The sequence below is a fragment of the Caulobacter sp. GW822-FHT07D08 genome, assembly GCF_058798735.1.
In genome coordinates this window covers 1-25,707 of record NZ_JBXAKU010000019.1, presented here as the reverse complement: position 1 = coordinate 25,707, position 25,707 = coordinate 1, and the positions used below count along the sequence as shown (strand labels likewise).

Here is a 25,707-nt window from a genome sequence, read left to right as displayed (position 1 = left end):
AGTATCATGGACCTGCAACCCAGCCTTTTCGACCTGCCGCTGGCCCCGCGCCGACCGATGCCCGACGGCTTCCGCTACCAGCCAGACCTGATCACCCTCGACGAGGAGCGCGCCCTGGTCCGCCAGTTTGAAGGCCTCGACTTCAAGCCCTACGAACACCTGGGTTATCTGGGCAATCGCCGCGTGGCCGCGTTCGGCTGGCGACGCGCCGCCGACGGCGCCATGGTCGCGACCGGCGAAGGTGTTCCCGACTTCCTCACGCCCCTGCTGGAGAAGGTCGCGGCGTTCACGGGCCTGGCCGCCAAAAGCTTCCGCCACGCCCTGGTCACCGAATACGCGCCCGGCGCCGGCATCGGCTGGCATCGTGACCGGCCGCCAGCCGTGGCCATCGCCGGCGTCTCGCTGCTGTCGCCCTGCACGTTCCGCCTGCGCCGCAAGGTGGGCGACAGATGGGATCGCGCCTCGATCATCGCCGCGCCGCGCTCGGCCTATCTGATGAGCGGCTCTTCGCGCAGCGACTGGCAGCACAGCATCCCGGAGGTGGAGGCCCTGCGCTACTCGGTGACCTTCCGCACGGTTCGCGCCTAGAGCCCCGAGCGCCAGAGCGGCTCTGGCCCGCCCAAAAACCGGAAAACATCTGCGTTAAACCGACTGTGCCGCACTCTCCTCCTTCATCCATTCCGAGATTTTGGCCTTATGATAAGTGCATGACCAACCAACGGCGGACGCGACACGCCTTGCAGCCGCTTCGCTCGGGTCGACGATGACGACCCGCGCCCGACCGGTCGGACGGGCGCGGTTGCCATCCGATTTTAGCTCGCCGTATTCTTGGCTGTGAAACCCGCACCGCAAAATGAACCGCGCGTGGAAATCCGCCTCTGGAAGCGAATAGCCCAGAAAGGTCACCTCCGAAGCGGTGCTAAGTACATCGACTGTTCTTCGCCATAGGTGCTGGGAGATCTCATCTTCAAAATGCTTGCTGTACACAGGCGGCACGATGAAGGGCATGTATCGTCGGCGGCTAGAGATCGGGGCCCGAAAAGGCTTGAAGGCGTACATGCCTGTTTCCTTGTCGCCGAAGAGCGAAAAGGTTTTGTCTCCCTGCAGGTGCTTTCCCGTATCGTGGAGATACCAATTGAGAGAGCCGTGAGGCTTAATCAGTTGCGGCCCTTCGCACTGGACGCCCAAACCATATGAATCAGGACAAACGTTCTCGCCAAATAGAAGTTGATCCAAGACCAAATCCCAATTGAAAGAAATGACTATCGCCTTTTCATTTTGAATTTTTTCGACTAATTTTTTCAGCCAAGGCGGACTCTTTTTCAGCGATGACTGCTGAAGTTCATGGAACCACTCCGACAACTCCAGAAGAAGCTCTTGCTGACGCTGATCGAGCTTTTCGGATGTGAACTTACCTGTCGCGGGACGACTAGAGCTGAATAGCTGACTATTCGCCTGCATCTCCGATAGCAGCGCTTCGATGTTCGGGAAGCTGTCAGGCAGCGCCGCGTTGAAATTTGGATGGTGGAAACGGATGACATCAGCAAGGTCTTGCGAGAGACCCTTCGCGTCCAAGCGTGCCCACATCTTCACGAGCAGGTTCGCGATGGTTGGAAAGCCCAACCCCGCCGACAGTCCCGCACCGACGACGTAAACCGATTTTGCCTTCACCGGCGCCCCCCCCCAAAAAGGCCTAGCCCGCCCAGCCGCGGTAACATCGAGGCAGGAGAGCGAAATAGCGCCGGCGACGCAATGTCACGCTGTATGTCCAGCGATTTACACGCCTATGAAATCATGATTTCATGATTTCATGACCTATGAAGCCGCGGCGACTGGACGCGACGAACATCTGCAGATCCAAGTGCCGTCGACGACCAAGCATGACTTGGCGGTCAAGGCGGCCAGCGCACGCGAGCCGATACGCGTCCTAGTATTGAAGGCGCTGCAGGCCTACGGCATCGATGTTCCTGACGAGGCCATCCAGGATCGAAGGAAGGGCCGTCGCTGATGACTGACGACTTCAGTCCCCTCACCGTCGCGAGCTATGCGGCTCAGGCGGGCTCGACCGACCAGCGCTCAGACGGAAACTCGATGAGCTTTCCGCTTCTCGGCCTATTCGGTGAAACTGGGGGCCTGTTGAGCGTCGCAAAGAAGAAGCAACGCGACCGCAATTCGTACCTTGGCTACTCAAGCGCAGTGGTCGAGGAATTTGGCGACGTACTATGGTACCTCGCCGCCGTCGCGGCACGCGGCGACATTCGTTTGAGCGCCATCGCTGCGAACGCCCTCGAAGGGTCGTCAGATTGGGGACGGGAACGCCCGGACCTCACGTTCGAGCAGTTGCAACCGGACGATCTGAATCACACCGTCAAGCGCAATCCTGCCTTCGAAACCACGCTGCTTCAGTTGGCACAGGATGTCGGCACCCTGATCGAGGACCATAACGCCGGTAATCTATCCGACAACCGCGACCTTCTCGCCCGCCGGCTTGCGACTATCATGGGACGATTACTCCAGTCGACCAAGGAAGCAGGCGTCACGCTTGAGGCTGCGGCCGTCAAGAATCTCAGCAAGAACTTCGACCGTTGGCCCCAGGAGCGCGCGTACCCGACCCCCTTTGACGAAGCGGCCGACCCGAACGAGCGCCTCCCTCGTTTTCTGAAGATCGAGATCTTCGAGCGCGAGATCGGAGAGCAACGGTTCGTCTATCAGCGGTGCAACGACATCTTCATTGGCGACCGCCTCACCGACAACGCCGCCGTCGCCGACAACTATCGTTTCCATGATGTCTTTCATTTCGCCCACATGGCAGTTCTCGGATGGTCTCCGGTCATTCGGGCGCTGCTTCACCTGAAGCGAAAGAGCACCCCCAAGATCGATGAGGCTGAGGATGGCGCCCGCGCGATCCTGATCGAGGAAGGGGTCACCACCTGGATTTTCGGCCAGGCGAAGGAGCTTCATTTTTTCGATGGTCTCGGACCGGGCAAATTGCCGCTCGACATGCTCAAGCACGTCAGGCAGTTCGTCGCCGGCTACGAAGTGGGCGAGCGTCCCTTGTGGCTCTGGGAAGAGGCGATCTTGCAGGGTTACGAGGCGTTCCGCTTCCTCTGCAAGCACCGCTGCGGTCGCCTGATCGTCGACATGAACAATCATAGCCTGAAGATCGAGGCGCTGCCCAAATGACTCCTGATCAGTTCGTCGACACGCTTGCCGCGACCCACCTGCCCGCCGTGTTCAACCCCTGGGGTGAACAGTGCGAGATCCACGATCTCAAGGATGCCGCCGAGACGCGACGCGGCAATTTCGCGAAGTTCCTACAGGCCTCTCTCGATGGTGGGGTCAAGACGATGTGGATTGCGCGCGACCTTGGCTACCGCGGCGGACGTCGCACCGGCATTCCGCTGACGGACGAGGTCCATCTCGGATCCTGCGGCGCCCTGCTGGGTGGGGTGAACCTTGATCGAGCAACCGACGGCCCGGTCGTGGCCGAACGGACCGCCGCCGTTATCTGGCGGGTACTCTCGCGGATCGGGGAGCCCGTAATGCTGTGGAACGTGTTTCCTTTCCACCCGCATGTGGACGGCGATCCGATGTCCAACCGTTGCCATACGCGGCAAGAGCGGGAGGCCACCTGGCCCCTGCTCGAGGCACTCATCGAGATGATCGAGCCCACTCGGATCGTGGCCATTGGCCGCGACGCGAACCTCGCCCTGGCGGAACTGGGCGTCGAGACCATCGCCGTCCGGCACCCAAGCTACGGCGGACAATCGGAGTTCATCGCCAGTATGTACGACCTCTACGGCGTCGATGAGGAGGCGTCGGCGCCACCGCTTCCATTCGGCGATCCGCCCACCGCACGTGAACTGCGAGTCGCCTAAGCGCAGGCCTCGAGAAGAGCAGCAATCTCGGCGGTCGAGGTCGAATCAGGCCTGTCGACCTGCGCGTGAGTCGAGACCAGCGTCATCGCCCCCACCGTGACGCGCCCTTCCTTCGCGATGAAATCCATCAGCTGACCCAAGCCGATGATATTCCCCAGAAGCTTCTCGATATAGAAGTGGTTGCGATACATCGCCGTCAGATCGAGAACGTCTACGCCGTTTTCCTTTCGCAACTTGAAGCTAGCGAAGCTCAGGCACTGGCCGCCATACGGCGAATTGTCGACATCTCTGAGCGGGTCGAAAATCTGCAGCTCAAACTTGTTCCGCGCCCTCACGTTCGGATTTTTTATCCTGGCAACAATGTCGGCCAACTGATTGACGGGCTTCCCCTGACCGTTGGGCAGACGGATCATGCGCTCAAAATAGTAGCCCGACCAACGGTCCGACTTGCCGACCACCGGGAGGACGTTCTCCTCGAACCGCTGGTAGAATTTGGGTGCTCCGTGACGACGGTAGAGCCCCGCCGGAAATAGCGTGTTCGCGACTGTATCGACGCCCTTCTTGCCCTTAGAGCGCAGAAACGCATCGACCGCCTCCACAGCCGGATCGGCAAGCGAAGCTCGTAGAAGTGGGTTCTCCACGCCAATGATCACGTTGGATGCGTGGTGACCCTTCTGTCCTTCGACAGTCTTGGTCGCCTCACGCCATGCCGACACGCAATCAGGCTGCGGCTCGATGGGCATATACATCGACATCATCCGTCAAAATCGCCGCGCCAAACAGCCTCGGCCCCATGTATTCCTCGGTAATCCAGGCGTGGCCGGCCTTCCCCCAAGCCGCACCCCAACTATTACGCACAAGTAGCGCCGACCGCCCTCCGACGTCCCCTTCGGCCACCACCACGACAGCGTGACGGACTGGTGTGTCGATTGGCTCACTGGGCTTTGCGTGAACCACGCCATCCAAGTCGGGTGAGAAAAAGCTGTCCGACAACCTGAGCAGTGCGACGACGGCACGGCCGGACGCGAGCTCGGACCTGATCGCGGCGACGCTAACCGGCAGAGCTGAACCTCTGCGCCCAAATAGCGGTGTCGCGCCTGCCGGCGGTCGCCATTCCGCTAGATCTGACGGCAGCGAGACCAAGTAAGGCCATCCGGCCTCGATAGGCTGTCCGTCTTCCCGCAGCGCGTTCAGCATGTGCGGCAACGTTGCGCCCTGTGTGGGAAGACGCCCGCCCCTTCGCTGGGCGTGGTAAAAGGCGAACTCACACGACAAGGCGACCCGTTCACCGCGAACCTGAGCGTGCGCATCGCTGGCCGCGAAGGCCAAGCAAGTTGGACGTTGCCCCTGATCGCGAACTGGTCCTAGCGCCGGTCGGAGATCATGCTGGATCGAAACGGTGAGCGTCACAGCTCCTCCAAAATTCGACGCCGCTCAAACCGCGATAGCCCAGCTTCTTCCGGGCCGCTCAGATCGAACTCAAAGTCCAGGGAACCTGCCGCGTCGCCAGACCAAGGACGGCGCTCGTCCATCCGCAGATGTCCGCGGGGCGCATCCACAGGTTCGACGGTCAGTTTCCGCAGAACGGGGTTGCCAATGCCCTCGTCGTCAATCGCTTCTCGTTGATCGCGAACGATCGCGAAACCGCTCGCCGCAAGCTGATCGACATTCCAGACGTAACCGGCGCTACTGCGCTCTTCTAGCTGGAGAACGAAGAGGTCGTTTCGGCTTCCGGCAATGTGACCACCTTGATCGCGTGCGGTCAGTCGCCATACGTCACCACGATAGTTTGGCGGCTGATAGTCGCCCAGGAGAGCCACTTTCAGTTCCCGTGGCTTGACGCTGAGGAGCCGTTGACGCTGAGCTCCCGTGATCAAGTTGTGGCGCTCAAGAGACCTGCAGGTGGCCTCGTAACTGGCGCCCAGGCGAACCGACAACTGGTAAGCAATGGCCGGATGGATCAGATCGTCAGTTCGCCACCCTTGCCGCTGGCAATGCAAAATGACCAACCATCGCGGCATCATGAACGCCGTGGCGAATGCGTCTGCTTCCGTCTCCTGGAATTCGATGTCTTGAGCTCTGGCCAAGGGCGCACGCCGTAGGATGTTGTTCTCGTCATCCAGGCTTGGCCGATGCCCCATCGCGAAATGCCCAAGCTCATGGGCAGCGGTGAAGCGTTGAATGCTCATGGGACGCTCGGTAGTGACCAGAATCCCGGGCATCGGCGCGGGCAGGAACACCCCAAGTAGCCCCTGCAGCGGTCGCAGCATCAGCGGCAGGCCGAGCTGGTAGATGGCTCCGAATACATCGACTGGCTCACCCGAACTCTCGACGAGTTCACGAACACCAAGGTCCCGAAGCATTCGCCCCGCCGCCATCGTGCCGGCCCGCACCGCGCTGGCGTAGTTGTCCGCCACCGCTAGACCTTCGGCGCTTGGGAACGGGCGCGAAGAAACTCTGCGAAGCGCCCAACTTCCTCGCGGTCGGCCTCCGACAAGGCGGCGACCTGACGGGCCAGATGGGCGACGTCGGCCGGTAGCGTCGCGGCTCCCTCGTCCTCGCCCGTGAGATAGGCGACCGACTGCCGATAGAGGCGCGCCAGTCGCGTCAACTCGATCGCCTCAACGCGCCGCTGACCACTCTCGATGTCGGACAGCGCAGTCCTAGGCAGCTTGAGGTAACCTGCCACCTCCTCCTGCTTGAGGCCCAGATAGCGCCGTGCGTCCCGCAAGCGGGTTCCGAGGCGACGCCGCGCCAAATCGTCCGCCGCGTCCGCGTCGTCGCTCACGCCTTCACTCCGTTGGCCTTGTTCCATGAGCGCTCGATACGCGGGAGCAAATGCTCGATCGCCGCATCGATCGACTTGTACCCGCCGGTCTGCACAACGCTGTCGCGCAGCTTGTGGCCGAGAATGGGATCGAGTTCGCAGAGCACGTCGACCACCGTCAGGGAGTCGAAGCGGATAAAGGTTCTCATCGCTGCCGCAGGCGCCTTGGGTAATTCAATGCCCTGCACCGGCGCCTCGTTCTCCGCGAGCAACAGCAACTCCTTACGCAGCGCCGCCTCGACAGCCACTGCCGGGAAAACTTTCTGCTCGGCCTTTTCCTTCACCTCGGGATCCATTTCACCACCCCTGAGAACACATAACGACGATATAATGTCTGAAATTCCAACATGCAACCCTGAGAGCAACAAGCTTCACCTAACCAGGTGAAGCCCCAAAGGCCTGGAATCAAAGGTTTGACCGTTGAAAAACGCGTCAGCGATCGTCACCCGAAGGGCCGAGACCGCTAAGCGGGCTCGGCGGCGGCCGGCGTAGCCGACGGCGTAGAGCGCGATCGCGCGGAACGCGCGAGACGCCCATCCTCCGCTTAGATCTCGAAATGGTCAGGCACCGCAGCGACGATCTTGGCGAACAAGGCAACCGGATCTTCGTTCATCGCTCGCGCCAGAGCGATGAACTCCAAGATGTCAACGCGACGTTGGGAGCGCTCGATGGTTGAGATGACCGTCTGGTCTCTTCCGATCTTTGTAGCAACCTCAGCTTGGGTCAGACCTGACCGTTTGCGAGCGCCAATCAAAGCCTCGACGACACAAAGGTGCGCTCCGTCGAAGATTGATTTGGGCATGATCGCCGACCGAAATTGGACCGGCAATCCAGATATATGGAAAAATCTCTTAGGTGATTTTCCCATAATTTATTAGGATTCACCCCGCGCGCCGCTCGGCTCGGGATGATTTATGTCTCCGCTCGATGGTCAAATCACCGCCCCGGACACCCCGCCCTCGGAGGGCGGGACGCCGCCGCTCGCCGACGCCTATCTGCGCCATCGCGACTGGCTGACGGCGCTCCTGGCGCGCCGTTATCCGCAGGACGCCGACGATATCGCCCAGGACACCTGGCTGCGCGTCCACGACTACCAGCCGCCCAGGCCCGTCCGCAGTCCCAAGTCGCTGCTGGCCCGCATCGCCCTGAACCTGGCGGCCAGCCGCTTCCGCCGGAGCGCGCGCGAGACCCCCACCGATCCCGACCACAAGCCCCTGGCCGACCAGACGATCGACGCCAGCCAGGAGCAGGCGATCCTTTTCGAACAGATGTTGCTCGCCTTACCGCCCAAGTTGCGCGATGTTTTCGCCCTGAACCATGTCAGGGGCCTCACCTATCGGGAAATCGCGCAGCTGCGCGGCATCTCGGTCAAGGCGGTGGAAAAGCGGATGACCCAGGCTATCGCCCGATGCGCCGACATGATCCGGAGCTAGGCGGATCACGTCATGATCGATGACAAGACCCAGGCCGCAAGCGCCCAGCCGGGCGGTGGGGAGCCCCGCAGCGCCGACGACAAGCGCGCGCGCGACGAAGCGGCCGCCTGGTACGCCAAGCTCAGCGCCCAGCGGGTCAGCAACGCCGAACTGACGACCTTCTTCGCCTGGCGCGAAAACAGCCTCAACGACGCGGCCTACACCCGCATCGAGGCCCTGACGACCGGCGTGCGCGCCCTGGCCGACGATCCCAGGCTCCAAGCCATCGCCGAGACGGCCGCGCGCCGGCCGCGCGGGATCGGCGCGCGGCTGCGAGGCCTCGGTCAAGGTCGCGGCGCCCGGACGATCGGCTTTGGCGCGGCCCTGGCGGCGGCCGCGGTGATTGGCGCGGTGCTGCTTGGCCAAGCGGGCCAGCAGACCTATCGTACCGAGATCGGCGAGCGGCGGGCCATCAGCCTGGCCGACGGCTCGACGGTCGAACTCAACACCAACAGCCAGGTGCGGGTGCGGCTGTCCAAGGCCCAGCGCAGCCTGATCCTCGACAGGGGCCAGGCGATGTTCGTCGTCGCCCATGACGCCGGACGCCCCTTCGTGGTCACGGCGGGCGACACGGCGGTGCGGGCGATCGGCACGCGGTTCGAGGTCTATCGCGCCGACGACGCGGTGCGGGTGACCCTGGCCGAAGGCCGCGTCCAGGTTAGCCAGACCGGCAAGGCCGGCGCGCAAAACACCACGCGGCCCGCGCCGGTGATCCTGACGGCGGGACAGCGGGTCGATGTCGCCCGCGCCGCGCCAGCCAAACCGGTCGTCGTCGACGTGGCGGCGGCCACCGGCTGGACCAACGGGCGCCTGACCTTCAAGGACGTGCCGCTGGCCGAGGCCGTGGCGGAGGTCAACCGCTACAGCCGCCGCCAGGTGGTGCTGGGTCCAGGAGCGCCGGCCGACCAGCGGGTCAATGGCGAGTTCGACGCTGGCGACACCGAGACCTTCGCCCGGGGGATGGCCGCCTTGCTGGACCTCAAGAGCGTCCCGCGTCCGGACGGCGGCGTCGAACTGACCGCCGAACGCTCCGGCCCCGCTTGACGTCATAAATCTTTCGCATCCCGGTAGGGTGTGACGCCTTCCCAGGAGTCTTACCCCCGCCGCGCCCCGGCGAGAGACCGCCATCGTGGCGGCCCCGTGCGCGCGGCGGGGGGATGTGAACGATGCGCGCTTATCGTCAAAGCCTGTTGGGGCTCAGTTGCCTGACGCTGGCCGTCGGCTGGGTCGGCCCGGTCCTGGCCGCCGAAGGCCTTCAAGCCAATGCGCCCGGTGGACCAAGCAAGACCAGTCAGGCCGCCGATCCGGTGGTCGAGGTGCGCCTGGCCAAGGGTCCGCTCGGCGCGGCCCTGTTCGCGCTGGGACGCCAGACGGGCACTCAGATCCTGTTCACCAGCGAGATGGTGGCCGGCCGCAGCGGGCCGGCGGTCAGCGGGCGGATGACCGCCGCCGAGGCCCTGGACCGGCTGCTGGTCGGGGTCGATCTCGAGGTCCAGCGCATGACCGGCAAGGTGTTCGTGCTGCGGACCCGCGCCCAGCTGATCTCGACGGCCGGGTCGCCACGCGCCCAGGACACCGACACCGATGCGCAGCCCGTCTCGCCGCTGGTCCAGGCCGCGGCGGAAGATCCGACCCTGCTGTCGGAGATCGTGGTCGGCAGCCATATCCGGGGCGCCAAGGACAGCGCCTCGCCGGTGATCGTCCTGGATCGCGAGAGCCTGGATCGGGCCGGCCGCACCAGCGTCGCCGACGCGCTTTCGGCCTTGCCCCAGGCGTTCGGCGGTCTCGGCAACGAGGACGCCAGCTCGACCGGCGCCGATCCGACCGGGACCAATTCCAACAAGGCCACGGGCGTGAACCTGCGGGGCCTGGGCACCGACGCCACCCTGGTGCTGGTCAATGGCCGGCGCCTGGCCGGGACGGGCCTGCGCGGCGACTTCGCCGACGTCTCGTCGATCCCGATGGCGGCGGTGGAGCGCATCGAAGTGCTGCTCGACGGGGCCTCGGCCCTCTATGGCTCGGACGCGGTGGGCGGCGTCGTCAACATCGTGCTGCGCAAGCGCTTCGACGGCGCCGAGACCCGTGCGCTGGTCGGCGGAACCACCCAGGGTGGGGCGAGCCAATGGTCGTTCGGCCAGACGGTCGGGCACGACTGGGACAGCGGCAATCTGGTGGTCAGCTACGAGCACAGCGCCCGCGACCGGCTGAAAGGGCGGGACCGGGACTATGCTGGCCAGGCGGACCTGCGCGCCCTCGGCGGCACGGATCATCGCCGCTATTACGGCATGCCGGGCGCCATCCTGCGCGCCAACGCCGCCGGGGTGCTGGTCCCGGCCTATGCGATCCCCGCCGGCCAGAACGGCACGGGGCTGACGCCCGCCAGCTTCCAGGCCGGCACGGTCAATCTGGAAAACCAGCTGGCCGCCTATGACGTGCTGCCGCGCCAACGCCGCGACAGCCTCTATGTCGCCTTGGCGCAGGACCTGACGCCGGGCGTGTCGCTGTCGGCCGACGCGCGGGCCACGCGCCGCCGGTTCACCAACCGCAGCGTCGCCTCCAGCCCCACCCTGACGGTCAACCGCAACAACCCCTATTTCGTGTCGCCGACCGGCCAGACCTCCGAGCGCATCGCCTATTCGTTCCTCAACGAACTGGGCGGCCAGCGGGTCAACGGCGTGGCCGACACCCTGGGCCTCAGCTTCGGTGGCCAGGCCCGCCTGCCGGGGACCTGGCGGCTGGACGCCTACGGCGCCTATGGCCTGGAACAGGGCCGCTCGCGCACCGACAACCTCGTCAACACCAGCTACCTGTCCGAGGCCCTGGGGACCACCGCCAACAACGCCGCCACCCCGTTCAGCACGGCGGCCAACGGCTTCTTCAACCCGTTCATCGGCCAGGGCTCCAATTCCAAGGCGATCCTCGATTTCATCAGCGGTGGCTACCTGACGCGCAAGACGCGCGGCGAGACGGCTTCAGTCAATCTCAAGCTCGACGGCGAACTCTTCACCCTGCCGGCCGGGGCGGTCGGCCTGGCGGTCGGCGGCCAGGTTCGGCGCGAGGCCTTGAAGACCGGCGGCGTCAGCCTAACCTCGGGCTTTGTCCCGACCGAGGTGGCGCGGCGTGACGTCCACCGCACGATCGACGCGGCGTTCGCCGAAGTGCGCGTGCCGATCTTCGGCGGCGGCTTCGTGCGGCCCGGTCTGCAACGGCTGGAGCTGTCGGCGGCCGTCCGGCGCGAGGACTATGGCGAGATCGCCAGCACCGACCCGAAGGTCGGGGTGATCTGGTCGCCGGCCGCCGGTCTGACGGTCAAGGCCAGCTACGGAACCTCCTTCCGGGCCCCGGCCCTGATCGAGCTAAACGAGCCGCAGATCTATGCGCCGACCACCCTGACGCGGAACGGTCAGGACACCATCGTGATGATCCTCTACGGCGGCAATCTCGACCTGCGCCCCGAGACCGCGACGTCCAAGACCCTGACCGTTGAACTGGCGCCGGCGCGCTGGCCCCGGTTCAAGGCGTCGGTCACGGGTTTCGACACCCGCTTCACCGACCGCATCGGCCAACCGGGTCTGGACAACCTCTCCACGGTGCTGACCGCGCCGGAGTTCGCCCCGTTCGTCAGCCTGGTCGCGCCGGGCAGCAACCCCGCGGATCTCGCCCGCATCCAGGCCCTGATCGACGATCCGCGCTCCCTGGCCCAGGGCATCTTCCCGGCCCAGTCCTATGCGGCGATCATCGACGGGCGCTGGGTCAATACCGGTCAACTGCGCGTGCGCGGCTTCGACATCTCGGCGCGCTACGCCGCCCAGCTCGGCCAGGATCCGCTGGCGCTCACCGCCGACATCACCTGGCTCGTCGACTACCAGCGCAAGATCACGCCGCAGGCCCGCGCCGTGCAGCAGGCGGGGGTCGCCGGCCAGCCGGCGGACCTGCGCCTGCGGGCCGCCGCCAGCTGGACCCACGGCGCCCTGACCACAACGGCGGCGCTCAGCCATGTCGGTGATCTGCGCACCGAGACCGGCGGCCGGATCAAGCCGTGGACCACCGCCGACCTCAACCTGACCTACGGCTTCAAGGCCGGGCCGATGCGGGGCCTCTCATTGGCCCTGAACGTCCAGAACCTGCTGGACGACGATCCGCCGTTCTACGACTCCAGCCTTGGCGTCGGCTACGACCCGGCCAACGCCGACCCCCTTGGCCGCACCGTGACCCTGCAGCTGACCAAGACCTGGTAGCGGCGCGCCCGCGCCCCTGACCCCAACCCCGTAATCCGGAGCCTCCCCATGCGCCGCCTCGCGCCGCGCCTGCTCGCCTGCGCCCTTTTCGGGACCGGCGCGGCGCAGGCCACGCCGTTCACCGTCGACCAGCTGCTGAACCAGCAGCGGCTGGGCGCGGTGAGCATCGATCCCTCCCAGCGCTGGCTGGTCGTCCCGACCACCGCGCCGTACCGGTCGGCGACCTCGTGGGCGCTGGAGTTCGACACGCCGATGACCATCACCCGGTTGTCGGTGGTCGACCTGCGGGCCGACAGTCCGCCCCGGTTGTTGCTGGGCGAGGCGGACGGGGGCGCGGGCGATGGGCCCGGCGCCTATGGCTACACGCCGGGGCCCTTCGCGCCGTCAGGGGCGCGGATGGCGGTGATCCGGGCGCGAAGCGCCAGCCTCGAAGTGGGGATCGTCACCCTGGCGACAGGGGCGGTCGTGTGGACGGGGCTCTTTCCGACCTCCGACGTCTGGGGCCGATCGATGCAGTGGGCGGGCGAGGACCGGCTCGTCGTCCTGGCCAAGGATCCAGACACGCCGGCGATGGGCGCGCTCACCGGCGCCCAGACGCAAGGCCGCCTGATCGACAAATGGCGGGAGACGCAAAACGGCCGCCCAGGCGTCACCCTGCTCGGGGCCGGCCGCTATCTCGACCGCACGCCCTCGGCGCCGCCGGGACGGCTGGTGGCGGTCGACGCGACCACCGGCCAGGGCCGCGTCCTGGCGCAAGGGGCGTTCATCGACCTGGAGGTGGCGCCGGGCGGGCGACGGGCCGCCATGCTCGCCGAGGCCGAGACCCTGCATCCGGATCCCTCGCGCCCAGCCTATACGACCGATCCCTACCGTCGCCGGCGGGTCGTTGTGGTCGATCTCGCCAGCGGCGCGACCTGGTCGCCGTGTCCGACCTGCGAGGTCGCCACCGATCTCCTGGCCTGGTCGCCGAGCGGCCTGCAACTGCTTGTCTATGCCAAGCCCGACGCGGAAAGCTGGGCGGCGGCGCGCTACTGGCGCCTGAACGCCGCGGCCCAGCGCGCGCAGCCCCTTGAGGATCCGACCGCCCAGACCAGCGCCGAGACCACGCGCTACGGCTCTCGCGTGCCGCGCGCCGACTGGATGGGCGAGGATCCGCTGATCCTGGCGAGGGCGCCGGGCGCGCCGACGGGCCAGACCGACTGGCTGCGCTGGACGACGGACGGGCCCCGTCCCCTGACCCTGGGCCTGCCGCCGGGCCCGCGCGCGTTGGAAGCGACCGCCGCCAACGCCATCATCGTCTCCCAGGCCGGCAAGCTCTGGCGGATCGACGGCCAAGGCCGGGCCAAGCTGCTGGGGACCGGCGCCAGTGTTCCGGGTCCCGGCGCGGCGGGCGGCGAGCGCCTGGCGTTCAACAATCGCCCCGCCGTCGAGGCCCTGGCCCTGGCCTTGCCGGCTCCGGACGGCCAGGACCTTGGCCAAGTGCGCGATCATCGCCTGCGGCGGCTGGGCCTGACCACCGCCCCCGGCGAGAGCGTGCTGGCCGCGGCCGGACAGGCCGGCGCGCTGGCCAGCCTTGGCCGTGACGCCCATGGCGTCGAGCGTGTGGTCCTGCGCCGCCGCGATCGCTCGCCCCAGACTGTCGCCACCCTGAACGCCCAGTTGGCGCAGGTGGATTTCGCGCGGCCACGGGCGATCACGCACCAGGGACCGCGCGGCCAGGCCCTGACCAGCTGGCTCTACCTGCCGCCCGATCTGCCGGCCGGCCGCAAGGCGCCGCTGGTGACGATCCCGTATCTGGGCCGCAACTATCCCGGCCCGCCGGCCAGCCAGAGCGCCCCAGCCCGACAGGTGTTCCTCAACGCCCAGATCCTCGCCGGCGCCGGCTACGCGGTGCTGCTGCCCAGTCTGCCGATCGATCCGGAGCGTGAACCGGCCCAGGGTCTAGCCGACCAGATCCTGAACGTCGTCGACGCGGCGGCGGCCCAGACGCCGGCGATCGACGCCAGCCGGCTGGCCCTGATGGGCCACAGCTACGGCGGCTACACCGTGCTGACCGCCGCGACCCAGAGCCCGCGCTTCAAGGCCGTGGTCGCCAGCGCCTTCTCCGCCGACCTCGTCGGCCACTACACCCGCAAAAGCCTCTCGGCGACGGTGCTGCCCGAGGCCGGGATGAGCCTGATGGGCGACGCCGGATGGGCGGAGCTGGGTCAGGGGCGGATGGGCGCGCCGCCCTGGCGTGATCCGCAACGCTATGTCCGCAACAGCCCCGTCCTGGCCGCCGACAAGATCACCGCCCCGGTCATGCTGATCATGGGCGACCTCGACGGCGATCCGGCCCAGGCCCTGACCATGTTCGGGGCGCTCTTCCGGCAGGACAAGGACGCGATGCTGCTGACCTATCATGGCGAGGGCCACGTCGTGCTGACCCCCGGCAACATCGCCGACGAGTATCGCCGCGTGCTCGACTTCCTGAACGAACGGATCGGCGACGGCGCGATCGGTCCGAACGCCGGCGGCGCACCGGCTAGACCGTCGTGATCTTCCGCTCCCAGGCCCGGACCCAGGCCTCGACCGTCGCCGCCAGCATCACCTCGCCCACGCAGTCGCGCCAGATCATCGGCTCGGGATGCAGCAGCGGTTCGAGCCGGTCGATGTCGATCAGGCCCTCGGCCGCCAGCCGGCCGTCGAGCAGGAACGGCCGCAGGGCCGGCAGGCTGGCGGCGACGCTCTTGGAAAAGAACACCGTGACGTCGCCCTTGGAGCGGCGGTGCAGGCTCTCGGGCGGCAGGCGGTCGGCGAAGGCCGCCCGGGCGAACGGCCGATCGACCGCGCCGAGCGCCAGGATCGGCGCGGGGATGGCCAGGCACGCCTCGACGATCGGCTGGGCCATCAGCGGATGGATCAGATCGGCGGCCCGGCCTCGCAGGCTGTCGCCATAGGCGGTCTGGATGTTGGTCAGGCCGCGGATCTGGATGCGCTTGGCCGGGCTGACGCCGCGATGGTCGGCCACCCAGGGATGGGGCGGCGGCAGGGCCACGCCGTCGGCCAGGAAGCTCGGCGGTGGAATCCCCGGCGACAGGCGCGCCAAGGGCTGCATCGCGCGTCCCATCAACGACCACACCGTGCTGCGGGTCCGCCGGGCCAACATGGCCAGGGAGGCGGCGCGACCGGCCGGCGTGGGACGCCCCCGAAGGATATCGGCGGCCAGGGCGGGATGCCCCATCTGATAGAAGACGCCGTCGCCGCCCTGGCCGGTGAACAGCGCCTGGGCCCCGATCTTGCGCAACTGCTCGGCCAGGTCGCGGTCGAGATCGGGGTCCTGGGCGTTGAGGCCCGGCCGGGCGGCGCCGGCGGTCTGATCCAGCACGGCCTCGTCCACGGCCATCAGGCCCCGCGGGCTGGTCACCAACGAAAAGCCGAAGCGATCGGCGATGCGCTGGGCCCAGGCCCGCTCGTCGCCTTCGCGCTGCGGCCAATAGGCGTTGATCGCCGCGACCACCGGCGCGCCGCAGCGGGCGAGGCTGGCGGCGACGATCGCCGAGTCCAGGCCGCCGGAGATTTCCAGCAGGATGGAAGCGCGATCCTTGGCCAGGGCCGCCACGCAGTTGTCGACCAGATCGGCCAGGCCCTTGGGATCGAGCCAGGTTCGAGACGGCCGCGCGTGATCGGCCGGTCGCCACAGCCGGGTCGCCTGGCTCGCGTCCCAGCCCGCCCGCATGACGCCGGGGCCGACGGCGACGACGCCCGCCAAGGGGCAGATCTCGCTCCAGAGATTGCCGCGCGCCAGGAGGTCGCCGAGCTTGGCCCAATCGACGGCGAGCCCTTCGGGCGCGCAGGCCCCCCGCCCAGGCGGGATCGAGGCGATGAACGTCACCTCATCGCGAACCCAGGTCAGGCAATCCAGCGCCCCGGTCGGATCGCGGTAGAGCACGGGCGGCGCATCACCCGCCTTGAGGATCGCCACATAGCGCCCCCAGGCGTGGCGGGTCAGGAGCCGCGCGGCGTCGGCCGGCGCCACGCCGACCATCAGGTGAAGGGGAAAATCCTGCGCGCGCCCCTCACGGGTCGCGGCGGTGTCGAAGAGGTCGCCGATCACGGCCCCGCCCTGGTTTGGCGCGGCCCTGACCCTCGGGGGACGGACGCCGCGGACATAGACCGCGATCTCGTGGGCGCGATGGGCCAGGGTCCAGTCCCCTTCGGCCTCGATCGCGGCGCGCTTGGCCTCCGCCGCCTGGCTCGGCACGCCTCGGGGCCAGACCATGGCGAGATACTCGCCCATCAGACCGCCAGGATCGGGGTGTAGGCGATCAGGCGTTCGACATCGTCGTCCAGCGCCACCGGCCCGGACTGCAGCCAGCAGTGGGCCATGAACGGCCAGGTCCGCACCCCGATCACCCAGTCGGCGTCGAGCCCGAGGCGCCGCAGATAGGCCAAGAGGTGATAGCTGCGCTTGAGGCAGGCGCCGCCGACCGGCGACCAGGGCCGCAGGACCGCGAAGACGGCGGCGGCGTCCAAGACGGCCTCATGGTGCGCGACGTCAGCGGACTCATTGACCGGCGGGCGGCCTCGCCGCGCGCGCTCCAGGATCCGCGCGAAGTCGAGGCGGCGGAAATCGCGCGCCGCCGCGCCGCTGGCGAGCAGGCCGGCGGCGATCTCTCGGGCGCCTGGACGGCGACCGGCGCCGCGCAGGTCGAGGGTGGGTTTGGGCGGGATCGCCCGGACCGCCGGCCTGGGCGTGTGCGTCACCAGACCGGCCTCGACCAGGGTCTGGGCGGACGCCTCGTCGCGCGGGATCACCGCGCCGCCGTCATCCAACGTCACCCGCAAGCTGGCCTGGACAAGGCAGAGATAGGCGTCGGCGGCGACGTCGAGAAAGACGATGTCCTCGTCGATCGCCGCCGCATGAACATCGCGGGCCAACCACAGCGCCATCGCGGCCTCCCAGCCGATTGCCCTGTCGCGCGGCGCGGCGGCCGCGCGGCAGGACCGATCGCTCAGAACCAGGCGAGCTGGGGTTGCATCGGCTCGCGCAGGCCCTCGTCGTCGACCGAGCGGGTCAGATCGAGCGCGCCGCCGAGGCGGATCACCCGAAGGGTCACGGTGGAGTTGGACATGGCTTTGACTTTCGCTGTGGCCGCGTCAAAGACGCGGCGGCGTTACGGATCTCGACGGCAAGGACGCCGACGAGGCGATGGGCGGCGCGACCGGGCGCGTCGCCGCGGCCGGGTCAGACGAAGTAGTACTGGCTGCTGCCGGCTTCCTTGATCGTCCCTTCCTCGATGGACAGGGTCAGGGCCTTGGCGGCGCCCAGGCGCAGCAGGATGAGACGGGGGGTAATGGAGGTCATGGCAGGCTCCTTTTTCGAAACGCCGCCGATCGCGGCCTCTCAAGCCAGCGCCCCGCCTGTTTGATATTCAAACGATATCCGGTCGATATTTTCCGCCCCCGGCCAGGCGGGCGATGGCGTGGGCGGCGCCCATCCGCCGACGGTGGTGCGCGCGCACCGCGCTCCTTAGCGCCGCGCCATTGCCGGTCTCGAAGGCCGACACGACGCCCAGGGCCTCGGCCGACAGATCGGCGAACAGTTGCGCCTCGATCGGCTGAAACGGGGCCAGCCGTTCGGCGGTGCGCTGATAGGCTTGGGCGAGCATCAGATCGTCCGCGCCGAGCACGATTTCGAGGAACAGCGCCTCGAGGATCGCGGCGGGGTCGTGCCCGGGCTCGGCCAGGTCGGCGGCGAAGCGGAAGGACGGGCGGGCCGGCCAGTCACGATGCTTGGCGCGCCGTTCGGCGTCCGGCGCCAGGGCCGCCGCCAGATAGAGCAGGCGCAGGTGGTAGAGTTCGGCCAGGGCCGGGCCGTCGAGGTTGGGCCTGGTGTAGGCCGGTCCCCGTTTCTCGACGAGATCTTCGCCCGCCAATCGCGACAGCGCCTCTCGCACCGGCGTCGACGACAGGCGCAGCTCCGCCGCGATCAGGTTGATGGGCAGGGCCGCGCCTGGCGCGTCCACGCCCAGGCGAAGACGACGCCGCAAGGCGCCCAGCGCCAGGCCGAAGGAGTCGCGCGATGGAGGCAAGGTCTTGGTCCGCGATGCCGCCTCGCCAGTTTCAACCTCGTCGCAGCCCGGTCGACCCTCTGGCGCGACCAGCAGACGCCGACGCGCGGGTTTCTCGACAAGTTCTGGCGTTTGGCGGTGATTTTAGACGTCGCATGGACCGTGTTTTCACCGCCGACCCGCCAACCTGCATGAACCGTGCAGGAATCCGGTACGACCTTTCGGAAAATTCGCACGAACACGGATGAACACGCTTGGTGGTCGGCTAGGCGACATTAAATGTGGCCGAACAGCCCGGAATACGTAGGGTTGTGCTTTGACCATGGGTTCGCGTGAGGACTCATGTCTGTAGCCAGTGTCGAGTACAGCTTTGGTCAAACGCGCATCCGAGGACCTGGAGCGTCAGCGCCAGCTCCTGTCAAAGACCCTGAAACTGATCCGCGGCTTGCGCCACATGAGCGCCCGCGCGGTCGCCGACGCCATGGGCATGCCGCTGCGCAGCTACTACAGCTTCGAAGCTGGCCAGGGTCCGCTGGACATCGCCAAGATCTGGCGGTTCGGCGAGGCCACCGACAGCGATCCGGCCGGCATCATGGACACGCTGATGCTCGGCTCGCCCGACCACGCCCTGCGCAGCATGGACAACAAGATCGTCTCCATTCAATTGGCCTCGTTCCGTCGGTTCAGCGACAAGGTCGGAGACCGGATGACCCACATCGGCCCGGCCATCCTGATCGAGGCGTTCAAGCGCCCGTTCGACAGTCTTGAGGATCATCTGGACAAGCGCGACGAGAACACCGAGCGCTGGTTGGCGGAGAATCTGCCAAGGATGCTGCCACCGGACGAATAGTCCTGGCCCGCCGCTGGCGGGGAACGTCGAGGATTGGCGGGCCGCGCCAGATCGCATCGACGGCGATGTCGACCGCGTCCGGATCGACCGGCGCCCGCAAGCCCCAGTGCCCGGGCAGGGTCTCCATCGCGCCGGCTCGCAGGCGCGCATAGTCCGCGCGGTAGCGAGGATTTCGTCGCAGGAACTCCCAGGCCAGACGCGCCAGGCACAGGGCGACGCCGGCGGCTTCCACGGATGCCGGGACGAGCGGGGGCGGGACGGCGGCGACGAGGGGCTTGGCCATGGCTTTATTGAAGCGCCTGATCCGCTCGACCCGGAATCACCGTCGCCGCGAGGCTCGGCGGTCGCTTCGGAAAATTGGCGCCGTCGTCCGGTCCGCGCCGGATTGCCGTCCACGCCTACCGGTTTCCTGCACGACGTCTACCAAAGCCGGCACAGGCCGTGCAGATCTCCCGTCAGCGCACACGATGTCCCCAGGAAAGATCCCGACAGCAGCAGCAGCATGACCGCGCTCCCGCCCCTCCAGGCGGCGGAGCGCCAGACCTCGACGGTCTTGGGCGGATCGGTGCGGGCCGGCCGCAGGCCGCAGAGCGCGCGGTAGCCGCCCGCGACGAGATCCTCGGCGGCGCGCAGCAAGCGCTGGACGCGCATGCGCATATAGTCGGATCGGCCGCCCCAATCCTCGTGAACCCGGGCCTCCCCGAACAGCAGCATGGCGATGTCGCGCTGGCTGGCCCCCGCGCGCCGGGCGTCGTGCGCCCGAAGCATTTGAACCCAGCGCGTGGCCTTCGAGCGCGAACCCCGTCCAACCGATGAAAGTCGTCCAGTGTCGCGCAACGCGATCAGCGAACGCAGGCCGTCCATCGACGCCACGCCGACGCTATAGGCGGGCAGATGGAACCGGCAACGCACGGGTCCGGCCAGGACGTCGCCGTCGGCCACGGCGAAGCGAAGACGCCGCGCGCCGTCGCTGACCATCACGTGTTGATGGCCGTCCTGCGTGCGCACCACGATGACGGCCAGGTCGAGCCCGCGCAGATCGAGGGCGTCTGGATCCTCGACCATCGCCGGTGTCAGGCTCAGCACCGGCACCGAACTGTCGGCTTGCCAGCGCCAAAGCACCGTAGGAACCGGGTCGGCGCCTGGGCCTTCGCCCGCGAAACAGAGACCCGGGACGACGCCGGCCAGATCCTGCGACTCGGTCACGGTCTGTCGTCGCCCAAATTCCCAGGCCCACACCGACGGGTCGGCCGCGAGCAGGGGGCGATAGGCCTCTTGGGACCTCCAGGGCGGCAATGGCGTCCGATCCGCCGACATGGCGACCCGCTCATCATGGCGCAGGACTAAAAGTCTGGCCAAAGGTCCAAGGGCTGTCGAGGGGCGGCCGGCGTCGGCGCCGGTTGCGCCTGGGCGGAAGCCGGGTCATTCATCGCCGGGTTGGACGGCCCCGACACGCTGTGGCGGGACCGTCCAGACGAAGACGAAGACCAGACGGAGGACGCGCATGGCGCCCGTGCTCGATCCTGAGATCGCCGACCTGGCGCCCTGGTCCGAGAGCCTGACGGACTACGACCTACAGCATCTGGTCGTCTACCTGCGCCTGCTCGACGCCCGCCGGGACGAGGCTGACTGGCGCGAAGTCGCGCTCTTGGTGCTGCACCGCGACGCCGCCCAGGATGAGGCCTCGGCCCGCGCCTGCTGGGAGACGCACTTGAAGCGGGCCGAGTGGATGACGACGACCGGCTACAAGGACCTCCTCACGGCCAAGACGGGCCAAGCCTAGTGGAGGCGCTAGGCGCCGCCCTCTGTTCGGAAGCGCGCCTTGGCCGGATAAACGACCCCCACGCCGACGTCGCTGGTTGAGGTCCGGGCGCCGAGCGCGACCCATGTCTGCAGATCCGCGATGCGGTAAACGACCCTGCCGCCGAGCTTCGAATAGGCTGGCCCCGTTCGGTAGGAGCGATGCTTTTCCATGGTCCTTGGCGAGAGGCTGACGAAGCGCGCCGCCTCCTTCGTGTAGAGCAGCCGGGGTGGCGGGAGCAGTTCATAGTGCGTGTGGGACTCGTGACTGGCGAACCGGAAGCGGCTCGTCTTGCAAGACATCTGGCGACGGCCGTTACCCTACCGGCCGCCCGCCACGATCTGACTCCGCCCGCCCTCGTATCGCCAACTCCGCTTTTCGTACGCGCTGGGCGCTATCGACATCGCCTGGTCCCGGTCTTGCCCCGGGCCGGGTTGCTTGAACGCCCCGCCGCGCCAAGGTGAAGGCCCATGAGCCCACGTGAATGGACGGCCCCGATCCGGTGGGCGCCGGCGCGGGCGCCGGGAGCCGACCTCATGGCCGACGAGAAGTTCCTGACCACCGAGGAGGTCGCCGAGCGCTATCGCGGCGAGGTCTCGATCGGCACCCTCGAAAATTGGCGCGCCCAACGCATCGGCCCTCCCTTTGTCAAAATCGGCAAGGCCGTGCTCTATCCGATCGAGGAATTGGACGCCTGGGACCGGCGGAATCTCGTCAGCTGCGACGACGCCAAGGTCGTGGGACGCCGCCGCCTGCGATCCGATGGCGAACCCCTCCCATTTCGCTAGCATCGGGACCACCGGCCTTGAGGCGGGCCGTTCGACGAGGCTGACGGGCGGCGGCGGACGTGGTCAACGACGGCGCGTCCGCGCGCGCGGTTGATGTGGATCATTGTCTTTGCGGCGGACGGCGCTGAAGATGGTGTTTCAGATGCAGCGCTCTGGGCTTCCTGGAGCTGACACCGATCGGTCCAGAGATGCAGAACCGCGGGACGTCACTTGATCATCCGACTTCGCGCCGCGGTCTGCGAGGCTGCGCGGTCGCCTTGATCGGCCTGTGTGGGGCCTATCAGGTCTGGCTCGGGACCTATTTCAAAGGCCGCCGGTCCTTGCGGAGGACCTGCGCTTCTTCGGCGTCGGACACGACGCGCTCAGGGCCGCCCAGCCCCGCCTCGAACCATGGTTGCACCTGGTGTTCACGGTGCTCGGCGGACAGATGGCGGCCGTCGGCGTGCTCGTGATCGGCGCGAGCGTTCGGCTCGGCCACCGGAAAGCCAGCCGCAGCGAGCTTGCCCTGTTGGCCGTGGCCGGCACCCTGTCGGTCGGAACGATGGCCGCGGTGAATTTCGCCTTGGGATCGGACTTTCGCTGGCTGCTGATCTTGCCGGCCGGACTGTGGCTTCTTAGTCTTGTGCTGGCGCTGGGCGGCCCGCCAGGGCCTGCATGGGCGGAGGACCGTCATGCCCGATGACAGCGGCGCCAGAGGCGATCTTGACGCGGTGCTGAACAGGGATTGCTTTTGCATCACATTGGATGGCGCCGGCCTGCGGGCGGCGATCGAGGCGCAAACGCGCGACGCGGACCTTCTCGCCGCGCTGCTGTCGGCCAGGCCCCACCTTTTCTCCCAAGGCCCGGTGTTCCTCTCCAGCCGCGACCTGTCGGCCATGGCCGATGTTGTCGCCGCCATCGAGGCGGCCGCGCAGAGCCCGGCCTATCAGGCGACGGTTCTGGAGTGGGCTCCCGACATCGCCCGTGCGGATTTGGGTCCGCGCGGCGTCTTCATGGGCTACGACTTTCACCTGGGCCCAGATGGCCCCAGGCTCATCGAGGTCAACACCAACGCCGGCGGCGCCTTCCTCAACGCCTTCCTCGCGCGGGCGCAGACCGCCTGCTGCCGTGAAGCCGAGGCGGCGTTGGGCGCGCCCCTGCTCGCCCAATTCGAGCCCGCGGTCTGGCGCATGTTCCTCACCGAATGGCGCCTGCAAGGGCGGCTAAGCCCGCCGCGGACCATCGCCCTGGTCGATGATGGCCCCCAGGACCAGTACCTCTACCCCGAGTTTCTCATCGCCCAGCGTTTCTTTGAACGGCAAGGCTTGAAGGCCTGGATCCTCGACCCGGCCCAACTGCGCTTCGCCGAGGGCGGGTTGCGGCACGAAGGGGAGACGATCGACATCGTTTATAATCGCCTGGTCGATTTCTCGCTCGAGGCCGCCGAGCATAGGGCCCTGCGGGAGGCTTATCTGGCCGGGGCGGTCGTGGTCACGCCCAATCCGCGCAACCACGCCCTGTTCGCCGACAAGCGCAACCTGGCCCTGTTGTCCGATCCGTCAGCCGCCGCGCGTTGGGGACTATCGCCGGATCAACAGAACAGCCTTACGGCCGTTCCGCCGACCACCCTGGTCACCGCCCAGAACGCCGAAGGGCTGTGGACCAGGCGCAAGGGGCTGTTCTTCAAGCCCGCCGGCGGTCATGGCGGCAAGGCGGTCTATCGCGGCGACAAGCTGACCCAGCGCGTCTGGTCGCAGATCCAGCAGGGCGGCTACATCGCCCAGGGGCTGGCCCCGCCCAGCGAGCGCCGGATCCGGATCGACGGCGAGATTCAGAGCCTGAAGCTCGACGTGCGCCTCTACACCTATCGCGGCGCGCCGCTGCTGCTCGCCGCCCGCGTCTATCAGGGCCAGACGACCAATTTTCGGACCCCCGGCGGGGGCTTCGCGCCGGTCTTCGTCCTCGATGCCTTGGACTAGCGCATCTTGGGACGCGCCGCCGCGACACTCGCCGGGCGGTCGGCTGGCGCCGAAAAGTGCTCGGCGGCGTCGCGCGCCATCCGGCCCACGCACCAGCGCGCATAGGCGGGGGCCGTCAGGAGCCCAAGCAGGCGGCCGGCTTGGCCCTTGGGAAGCGCGTAGCGGATCCAGACTCGCAGCTTCGAACCGTTGGGCGTGGGCGAGCGATCAAGGCCCATCTTGTCGGCTTAAAGGATGAGCAGGCGGGTGGCGCCGGTGGTTCGCCAGGCCTTGGGACGGTGCGGATCGCGTTTGGTCACGACCTCGTCGACCGCCAGAGAAAGGCCGATCTTAGCAATTCATGAAATCGCAAAATCCAACTATTATTCTCTATACGGGATACCAATAGCTAATTCTCAGAAAAATATCGCAACATGAATAATGCTCAGTATTGAATAACAATCTGACGGACTTTATAAGATATTTGTTGGCTTTCATGCAAAATACGAACCTGGCTAGCGCAATCACTTTCCGCCACGCTTGCCTTTAAAGTATTTCACAGCGTCAGCCGTCGTGCCGCCAAGGCACCAACGCCCGTAGAACCTCCCCAATAGCAAGCCGAGCCATCGGCGCGGCCCGGTTGGAAGATCGTAGTCGATCCAAACCGTGAGGCGAGAGCCCAAGGCTGTGGGCGTTATGTCGAACCCCATGCGATAGCCCGATAGAATGACGAGCTGTGAAGCGCCCGCCGTTTCCCACTGTTTTGAATGGGGTCGGTCCCGGGCCGTGACCACCTCGTCGACAAACAAGCGCAATCCCAAAGCCGAGCCGTCCATTCGAATATGGGAGCCCACGACCTGGCCGCGCCCTTCGTCGAAGTCGTACGACATCCGGCCGCCGGCCATCATCATGGACGACTTGGTCATATGGGCGGCCAGACGGGTCTGATCGTCGAGGTGGTCAAACACCTCGTCGGGCGTGGCGGTCAGGTCCACCGTCTGGCTTAATTGGCTGCCCATACGACCCAAGCCTTCTGCGTCCTACTTCTTCTCGCCCGCCATCTTCGCGGCGCAGGTCTTATGCATCTGCTCCATTTCGGCCTTGGTCAGGGCCTTGCCGTTTGGCCAGGTCGGAGCGCCGGTCTTGTCGCGCCCATGATCATGCGGCGCCGTGCGGTCCATGGCCTTGCCCATGACCGACTTGCACATTTCGTGCGTCGGCGCGTCGGCGGCAGCTGGACGGGTCGCGGTCTGTTGCTGCTGGGCAAAAGCCGTTCCCGAGACGGTCAGGACGAGTATCGAGGCGATAGCGAGCGCGCGCATGGCGTTCCTCCGTTGCAAGTGTGTTCCATGATGCGCGCCGCCCCGACCATCGCCTTGATCCGGATCAATGCCCAAATCCCCGCCTTGCCTAGTCTGGACGGAAAATCGGTGGAGCACGGCCGATGCCGTTGAACCTTACAAACCGCGCCCTCGCCTTGGCCGCGCTGTCGTCCGGCCTTGTTCTGTCCTTCTTCGTCCTGCGCGAACACTGGGCTCACGCCCTGGGCCTGGCGCCCTATCTGCTCCTGCTGGCCTGTCCCCTGATGCACCTGTTCCATCACGGTCATGGCGGTCATCGCCACGGCCGCGACGGACCTGCCCAGGCGCCGCCCCCAAAGCCGACGCCTGAGGGCCGCGTGGCATTGGGCGATGAACGGCTTGAGGCGTTTTGAGGGATCGGGCCGCGTCCCGCGTAGACACGTAGGACAAAGTCGCCCTTCAACAGGACCCGCCCCATGACCTATCGCGCTTTCCTCGCCACCGCCGTTCTGTCGGCCTCGATCCTGGCCGGCGGCCAGGCCAGCGCCCACGCCAAGCTGGT

At 67.0% G+C, this 25,707-nt stretch carries 31 protein-coding genes and 1 pseudogene; 14 read left to right on the top strand and 18 right to left on the bottom strand.

Translation table 11 applies throughout. The features are described 5' to 3' along the window. Positions 1-6 precede the first annotated feature (6 nt). A complete protein-coding gene (locus AC1RJ9_RS23865) occupies positions 7-588 on the top strand; it encodes an alpha-ketoglutarate-dependent dioxygenase AlkB (RefSeq protein WP_492840611.1) in 582 nt (193 codons plus the stop codon). A gap of 54 nt (positions 589-642) precedes the next feature. Here AC1RJ9_RS23865 and AC1RJ9_RS23860 read toward each other — a convergent pair whose 3' ends face one another. Beyond that, positions 643-1,671, bottom strand: a complete 1,029-nt coding sequence (locus AC1RJ9_RS23860) for a hypothetical protein (protein ID WP_184717313.1) — start codon at positions 1,669-1,671, stop codon at positions 643-645. A gap of 139 nt (positions 1,672-1,810) precedes the next feature. On the opposite strand from AC1RJ9_RS23860, the gene AC1RJ9_RS23855 reads away from it, so the two are divergent. Genes AC1RJ9_RS23855 through AC1RJ9_RS23845 form a run of 3 tightly spaced genes read left to right on the top strand, consistent with a single transcriptional unit; the run spans position 1,811 to position 3,878 of the window. After that, a complete protein-coding gene (locus tag AC1RJ9_RS23855) occupies positions 1,811-2,008 on the top strand; it encodes a hypothetical protein (RefSeq protein ID WP_184717311.1) in 198 nt (65 codons plus the stop codon). Further along, positions 2,008-3,183, top strand: a complete 1,176-nt coding sequence (locus AC1RJ9_RS23850; protein ID WP_184717309.1) for a nucleoside triphosphate pyrophosphohydrolase family protein — start codon at positions 2,008-2,010, stop codon at positions 3,181-3,183. The genes AC1RJ9_RS23855 and AC1RJ9_RS23850 overlap by 1 nt, the downstream gene beginning before the upstream one ends. Then, a complete protein-coding gene (locus AC1RJ9_RS23845) occupies positions 3,180-3,878 on the top strand; it encodes a uracil-DNA glycosylase family protein (RefSeq protein WP_184717307.1) in 699 nt (232 codons plus the stop codon). The genes AC1RJ9_RS23850 and AC1RJ9_RS23845 overlap by 4 nt, the downstream gene beginning before the upstream one ends. Here the strand turns inward: AC1RJ9_RS23845 and AC1RJ9_RS23840 are convergent. The 6 genes from AC1RJ9_RS23840 to AC1RJ9_RS23815 all read right to left on the bottom strand — a co-directional run bounded on the left by AC1RJ9_RS23840 (position 3,875) and on the right by AC1RJ9_RS23815 (position 7,507). Further along, on the bottom strand, positions 3,875-4,627 hold the full coding sequence (locus AC1RJ9_RS23840) for a hypothetical protein (RefSeq protein ID WP_492840614.1): 753 nt from the start codon (positions 4,625-4,627) through the stop codon (positions 3,875-3,877). The genes AC1RJ9_RS23845 and AC1RJ9_RS23840 overlap by 4 nt on opposite strands. Beyond that, the gene (locus AC1RJ9_RS23835; RefSeq protein WP_343699767.1) at positions 4,599-5,075 is read right to left on the bottom strand and encodes a C1 family peptidase; all 477 of its coding nucleotides are present in this window, start codon (positions 5,073-5,075) and stop codon (positions 4,599-4,601) included. The genes AC1RJ9_RS23840 and AC1RJ9_RS23835 overlap by 29 nt, the downstream gene beginning before the upstream one ends. 209 nt (positions 5,076-5,284) lie before the next feature. Then, the gene (locus AC1RJ9_RS23830; protein ID WP_184717301.1) at positions 5,285-6,295 is read right to left on the bottom strand and encodes an ImmA/IrrE family metallo-endopeptidase; all 1,011 of its coding nucleotides are present in this window, start codon (positions 6,293-6,295) and stop codon (positions 5,285-5,287) included. Between the two features lie 2 nt (positions 6,296-6,297). Then, complete coding sequence (locus tag AC1RJ9_RS23825) at positions 6,298-6,666, bottom strand: helix-turn-helix domain-containing protein (protein WP_221444628.1); 369 nt, start codon at positions 6,664-6,666, stop codon at positions 6,298-6,300. Next, positions 6,663-7,001 (bottom strand): hypothetical protein, encoded by a 339-nt coding sequence (locus AC1RJ9_RS23820; protein ID WP_184717290.1) that lies wholly within the window; start codon positions 6,999-7,001, stop codon positions 6,663-6,665. Before AC1RJ9_RS23820 ends, AC1RJ9_RS23825 begins: the two co-directional genes overlap by 4 nt. Positions 7,002-7,249: 248 nt before the next feature. Beyond that, positions 7,250-7,507 carry a helix-turn-helix domain-containing protein gene (locus AC1RJ9_RS23815; protein WP_184717288.1) on the bottom strand — a complete coding sequence of 86 codons (258 nt, stop codon included), beginning with the start codon at positions 7,505-7,507 and terminating at the stop codon, positions 7,250-7,252. Between the two features lie 112 nt (positions 7,508-7,619). Here AC1RJ9_RS23815 and AC1RJ9_RS23810 point away from each other — a divergent pair, with 112 nt between their 5' ends. The 4 genes from AC1RJ9_RS23810 (at position 7,620) to AC1RJ9_RS23795 (ending at position 14,953) form a co-directional block, all read left to right on the top strand. Beyond that, positions 7,620-8,138: an RNA polymerase sigma factor gene (locus AC1RJ9_RS23810; protein WP_492840618.1), complete on the top strand. Its 519-nt coding sequence runs from the start codon at positions 7,620-7,622 to the stop codon at positions 8,136-8,138. A gap of 12 nt (positions 8,139-8,150) precedes the next feature. Next, positions 8,151-9,221: a FecR family protein gene (locus AC1RJ9_RS23805; RefSeq protein ID WP_492840620.1), complete on the top strand. Its 1,071-nt coding sequence runs from the start codon at positions 8,151-8,153 to the stop codon at positions 9,219-9,221. Between the two features lie 122 nt (positions 9,222-9,343). Further along, complete coding sequence (locus AC1RJ9_RS23800) at positions 9,344-12,415, top strand: TonB-dependent receptor (RefSeq protein ID WP_492840622.1); 3,072 nt, start codon at positions 9,344-9,346, stop codon at positions 12,413-12,415. Positions 12,416-12,463: 48 nt separating this feature from the next. Further along, the gene (locus tag AC1RJ9_RS23795) at positions 12,464-14,953 is read left to right on the top strand and encodes a prolyl oligopeptidase family serine peptidase (protein WP_492840624.1); all 2,490 of its coding nucleotides are present in this window, start codon (positions 12,464-12,466) and stop codon (positions 14,951-14,953) included. On the opposite strand, the gene AC1RJ9_RS23790 is transcribed toward AC1RJ9_RS23795, so the two are convergent. From AC1RJ9_RS23790 to AC1RJ9_RS23770, 5 genes are all read right to left on the bottom strand, one after another. Then, positions 14,940-16,697 (bottom strand): lasso peptide isopeptide bond-forming cyclase, encoded by a 1,758-nt coding sequence (locus tag AC1RJ9_RS23790; RefSeq protein ID WP_492840637.1) that lies wholly within the window; start codon positions 16,695-16,697, stop codon positions 14,940-14,942. The genes AC1RJ9_RS23795 and AC1RJ9_RS23790 overlap by 14 nt on opposite strands. Beyond that, positions 16,694-17,347 carry a lasso peptide biosynthesis B2 protein gene (locus AC1RJ9_RS23785; RefSeq protein WP_492840626.1) on the bottom strand — a complete coding sequence of 218 codons (654 nt, stop codon included), beginning with the start codon at positions 17,345-17,347 and terminating at the stop codon, positions 16,694-16,696. Before AC1RJ9_RS23785 ends, AC1RJ9_RS23790 begins: the two co-directional genes overlap by 4 nt. Positions 17,348-17,409: 62 nt before the next feature. Continuing rightward, on the bottom strand, positions 17,410-17,529 hold the full coding sequence (locus tag AC1RJ9_RS23780) for a hypothetical protein (RefSeq protein ID WP_492840628.1): 120 nt from the start codon (positions 17,527-17,529) through the stop codon (positions 17,410-17,412). Positions 17,530-17,642: 113 nt separating this feature from the next. Further along, entirely contained in the window at positions 17,643-17,762 is a 120-nt protein-coding gene (locus AC1RJ9_RS23775) for a hypothetical protein (protein WP_082769428.1), read from the bottom strand. 67 nt (positions 17,763-17,829) lie between these two features. Next, a complete protein-coding gene (locus tag AC1RJ9_RS23770; RefSeq protein WP_492840638.1) occupies positions 17,830-18,561 on the bottom strand; it encodes a GntR family transcriptional regulator in 732 nt (243 codons plus the stop codon). 277 nt (positions 18,562-18,838) lie between these two features. Between AC1RJ9_RS23770 and AC1RJ9_RS23765 the strand changes: the two genes are divergently transcribed. Beyond that, on the top strand, positions 18,839-19,318 hold the full coding sequence (locus AC1RJ9_RS23765) for a helix-turn-helix domain-containing protein (RefSeq protein WP_066685886.1): 480 nt from the start codon (positions 18,839-18,841) through the stop codon (positions 19,316-19,318). Here the strand turns inward: AC1RJ9_RS23765 and AC1RJ9_RS23760 are convergent. Next, positions 19,212-19,601 carry a transcriptional regulator domain-containing protein gene (locus tag AC1RJ9_RS23760; protein ID WP_492840631.1) on the bottom strand — a complete coding sequence of 130 codons (390 nt, stop codon included), beginning with the start codon at positions 19,599-19,601 and terminating at the stop codon, positions 19,212-19,214. The genes AC1RJ9_RS23765 and AC1RJ9_RS23760 overlap by 107 nt on opposite strands. A gap of 137 nt (positions 19,602-19,738) precedes the next feature. Further along, positions 19,739-20,748 (bottom strand): annotated as a pseudogene (locus AC1RJ9_RS23755) (DUF2285 domain-containing protein). A gap of 74 nt (positions 20,749-20,822) precedes the next feature. Here AC1RJ9_RS23755 and AC1RJ9_RS23750 point away from each other — a divergent pair. Then, entirely contained in the window at positions 20,823-21,101 is a 279-nt protein-coding gene (locus tag AC1RJ9_RS23750; protein ID WP_066685885.1) for a DNA -binding domain-containing protein, read from the top strand. A gap of 8 nt (positions 21,102-21,109) precedes the next feature. Here AC1RJ9_RS23750 and AC1RJ9_RS23745 read toward each other — a convergent pair whose 3' ends face one another. Then, entirely contained in the window at positions 21,110-21,421 is a 312-nt protein-coding gene (locus tag AC1RJ9_RS23745; protein WP_231732078.1) for a helix-turn-helix transcriptional regulator, read from the bottom strand. 234 nt (positions 21,422-21,655) lie between these two features. Here AC1RJ9_RS23745 and AC1RJ9_RS23740 point away from each other — a divergent pair, with 234 nt between their 5' ends. The 3 genes from AC1RJ9_RS23740 (at position 21,656) to AC1RJ9_RS23730 (ending at position 23,865) form a co-directional block, all read left to right on the top strand. Then, positions 21,656-21,907: a helix-turn-helix transcriptional regulator gene (locus AC1RJ9_RS23740; RefSeq protein ID WP_066685884.1), complete on the top strand. Its 252-nt coding sequence runs from the start codon at positions 21,656-21,658 to the stop codon at positions 21,905-21,907. 394 nt (positions 21,908-22,301) lie between these two features. Beyond that, complete coding sequence (locus AC1RJ9_RS23735; RefSeq protein WP_156449519.1) at positions 22,302-22,589, top strand: hypothetical protein; 288 nt, start codon at positions 22,302-22,304, stop codon at positions 22,587-22,589. Beyond that, complete coding sequence (locus tag AC1RJ9_RS23730; RefSeq protein ID WP_066685881.1) at positions 22,579-23,865, top strand: ATP-grasp domain-containing protein; 1,287 nt, start codon at positions 22,579-22,581, stop codon at positions 23,863-23,865. Before AC1RJ9_RS23735 ends, AC1RJ9_RS23730 begins: the two co-directional genes overlap by 11 nt. Here AC1RJ9_RS23730 and AC1RJ9_RS23725 read toward each other — a convergent pair. From AC1RJ9_RS23725 to AC1RJ9_RS23715, 3 genes are all read right to left on the bottom strand, one after another. Then, positions 23,862-24,083, bottom strand: a complete 222-nt coding sequence (locus AC1RJ9_RS23725; protein WP_062098090.1) for a hypothetical protein — start codon at positions 24,081-24,083, stop codon at positions 23,862-23,864. The genes AC1RJ9_RS23730 and AC1RJ9_RS23725 overlap by 4 nt on opposite strands. 285 nt (positions 24,084-24,368) lie before the next feature. After that, positions 24,369-24,863: an SRPBCC family protein gene (locus tag AC1RJ9_RS23720; protein WP_066685880.1), complete on the bottom strand. Its 495-nt coding sequence runs from the start codon at positions 24,861-24,863 to the stop codon at positions 24,369-24,371. A 21-nt stretch (positions 24,864-24,884) separates the two neighbouring features. Next, positions 24,885-25,166 carry a hypothetical protein gene (locus AC1RJ9_RS23715; protein WP_062098094.1) on the bottom strand — a complete coding sequence of 94 codons (282 nt, stop codon included), beginning with the start codon at positions 25,164-25,166 and terminating at the stop codon, positions 24,885-24,887. Between the two features lie 122 nt (positions 25,167-25,288). Here AC1RJ9_RS23715 and AC1RJ9_RS23710 point away from each other — a divergent pair, with 122 nt between their 5' ends. Further along, entirely contained in the window at positions 25,289-25,558 is a 270-nt protein-coding gene (locus AC1RJ9_RS23710; RefSeq protein ID WP_062098096.1) for a DUF2933 domain-containing protein, read from the top strand. Positions 25,559-25,707: the final 149 nt, after the last annotated feature.

Excerpts from the sequence above, each read along its gene's own strand:
- AC1RJ9_RS23865 (WP_492840611.1), top strand. The coding sequence starts at position 7 with ATGGACCTGCAACCCAGCCTTTTCGACCTGCCGCTGGCCCCGCGCCGA.
- AC1RJ9_RS23855 (WP_184717311.1), top strand. The coding sequence starts at position 1,811 with ATGACCTATGAAGCCGCGGCGACTGGACGCGACGAACATCTGCAGATC.
- AC1RJ9_RS23850 (WP_184717309.1), top strand. The coding sequence starts at position 2,008 with ATGACTGACGACTTCAGTCCCCTCACCGTCGCGAGCTATGCGGCTCAG.
- AC1RJ9_RS23845 (WP_184717307.1), top strand. The coding sequence starts at position 3,180 with ATGACTCCTGATCAGTTCGTCGACACGCTTGCCGCGACCCACCTGCCC.
- AC1RJ9_RS23840 (WP_492840614.1), bottom strand. The coding sequence starts at position 4,627 with ATGTATATGCCCATCGAGCCGCAGCCTGATTGCGTGTCGGCATGGCGT.
- AC1RJ9_RS23835 (WP_343699767.1), bottom strand. The coding sequence starts at position 5,075 with ATGCTGAACGCGCTGCGGGAAGACGGACAGCCTATCGAGGCCGGATGG.
- AC1RJ9_RS23820 (WP_184717290.1), bottom strand. The coding sequence starts at position 7,001 with ATGGATCCCGAGGTGAAGGAAAAGGCCGAGCAGAAAGTTTTCCCGGCA.
- AC1RJ9_RS23815 (WP_184717288.1), bottom strand. The coding sequence starts at position 7,507 with ATGCCCAAATCAATCTTCGACGGAGCGCACCTTTGTGTCGTCGAGGCT.
- AC1RJ9_RS23810 (WP_492840618.1), top strand. The coding sequence starts at position 7,620 with ATGTCTCCGCTCGATGGTCAAATCACCGCCCCGGACACCCCGCCCTCG.
- AC1RJ9_RS23805 (WP_492840620.1), top strand. The coding sequence starts at position 8,151 with ATGATCGATGACAAGACCCAGGCCGCAAGCGCCCAGCCGGGCGGTGGG.
- AC1RJ9_RS23800 (WP_492840622.1), top strand. The coding sequence starts at position 9,344 with ATGCGCGCTTATCGTCAAAGCCTGTTGGGGCTCAGTTGCCTGACGCTG.
- AC1RJ9_RS23795 (WP_492840624.1), top strand. The coding sequence starts at position 12,464 with ATGCGCCGCCTCGCGCCGCGCCTGCTCGCCTGCGCCCTTTTCGGGACC.
- AC1RJ9_RS23785 (WP_492840626.1), bottom strand. The coding sequence starts at position 17,347 with ATGGCGCTGTGGTTGGCCCGCGATGTTCATGCGGCGGCGATCGACGAG.
- AC1RJ9_RS23780 (WP_492840628.1), bottom strand. The coding sequence starts at position 17,529 with ATGTCCAACTCCACCGTGACCCTTCGGGTGATCCGCCTCGGCGGCGCG.
- AC1RJ9_RS23775 (WP_082769428.1), bottom strand. The coding sequence starts at position 17,762 with ATGACCTCCATTACCCCCCGTCTCATCCTGCTGCGCCTGGGCGCCGCC.
- AC1RJ9_RS23760 (WP_492840631.1), bottom strand. The coding sequence starts at position 19,601 with ATGGCCAAGCCCCTCGTCGCCGCCGTCCCGCCCCCGCTCGTCCCGGCA.
- AC1RJ9_RS23750 (WP_066685885.1), top strand. The coding sequence starts at position 20,823 with ATGGCGCCCGTGCTCGATCCTGAGATCGCCGACCTGGCGCCCTGGTCC.
- AC1RJ9_RS23745 (WP_231732078.1), bottom strand. The coding sequence starts at position 21,421 with ATGTCTTGCAAGACGAGCCGCTTCCGGTTCGCCAGTCACGAGTCCCAC.
- AC1RJ9_RS23740 (WP_066685884.1), top strand. The coding sequence starts at position 21,656 with ATGGCCGACGAGAAGTTCCTGACCACCGAGGAGGTCGCCGAGCGCTAT.
- AC1RJ9_RS23730 (WP_066685881.1), top strand. The coding sequence starts at position 22,579 with ATGCCCGATGACAGCGGCGCCAGAGGCGATCTTGACGCGGTGCTGAAC.
- AC1RJ9_RS23725 (WP_062098090.1), bottom strand. The coding sequence starts at position 24,083 with ATGGGCCTTGATCGCTCGCCCACGCCCAACGGTTCGAAGCTGCGAGTC.
- AC1RJ9_RS23720 (WP_066685880.1), bottom strand. The coding sequence starts at position 24,863 with ATGGGCAGCCAATTAAGCCAGACGGTGGACCTGACCGCCACGCCCGAC.
- AC1RJ9_RS23715 (WP_062098094.1), bottom strand. The coding sequence starts at position 25,166 with ATGCGCGCGCTCGCTATCGCCTCGATACTCGTCCTGACCGTCTCGGGA.
- AC1RJ9_RS23710 (WP_062098096.1), top strand. The coding sequence starts at position 25,289 with ATGCCGTTGAACCTTACAAACCGCGCCCTCGCCTTGGCCGCGCTGTCG.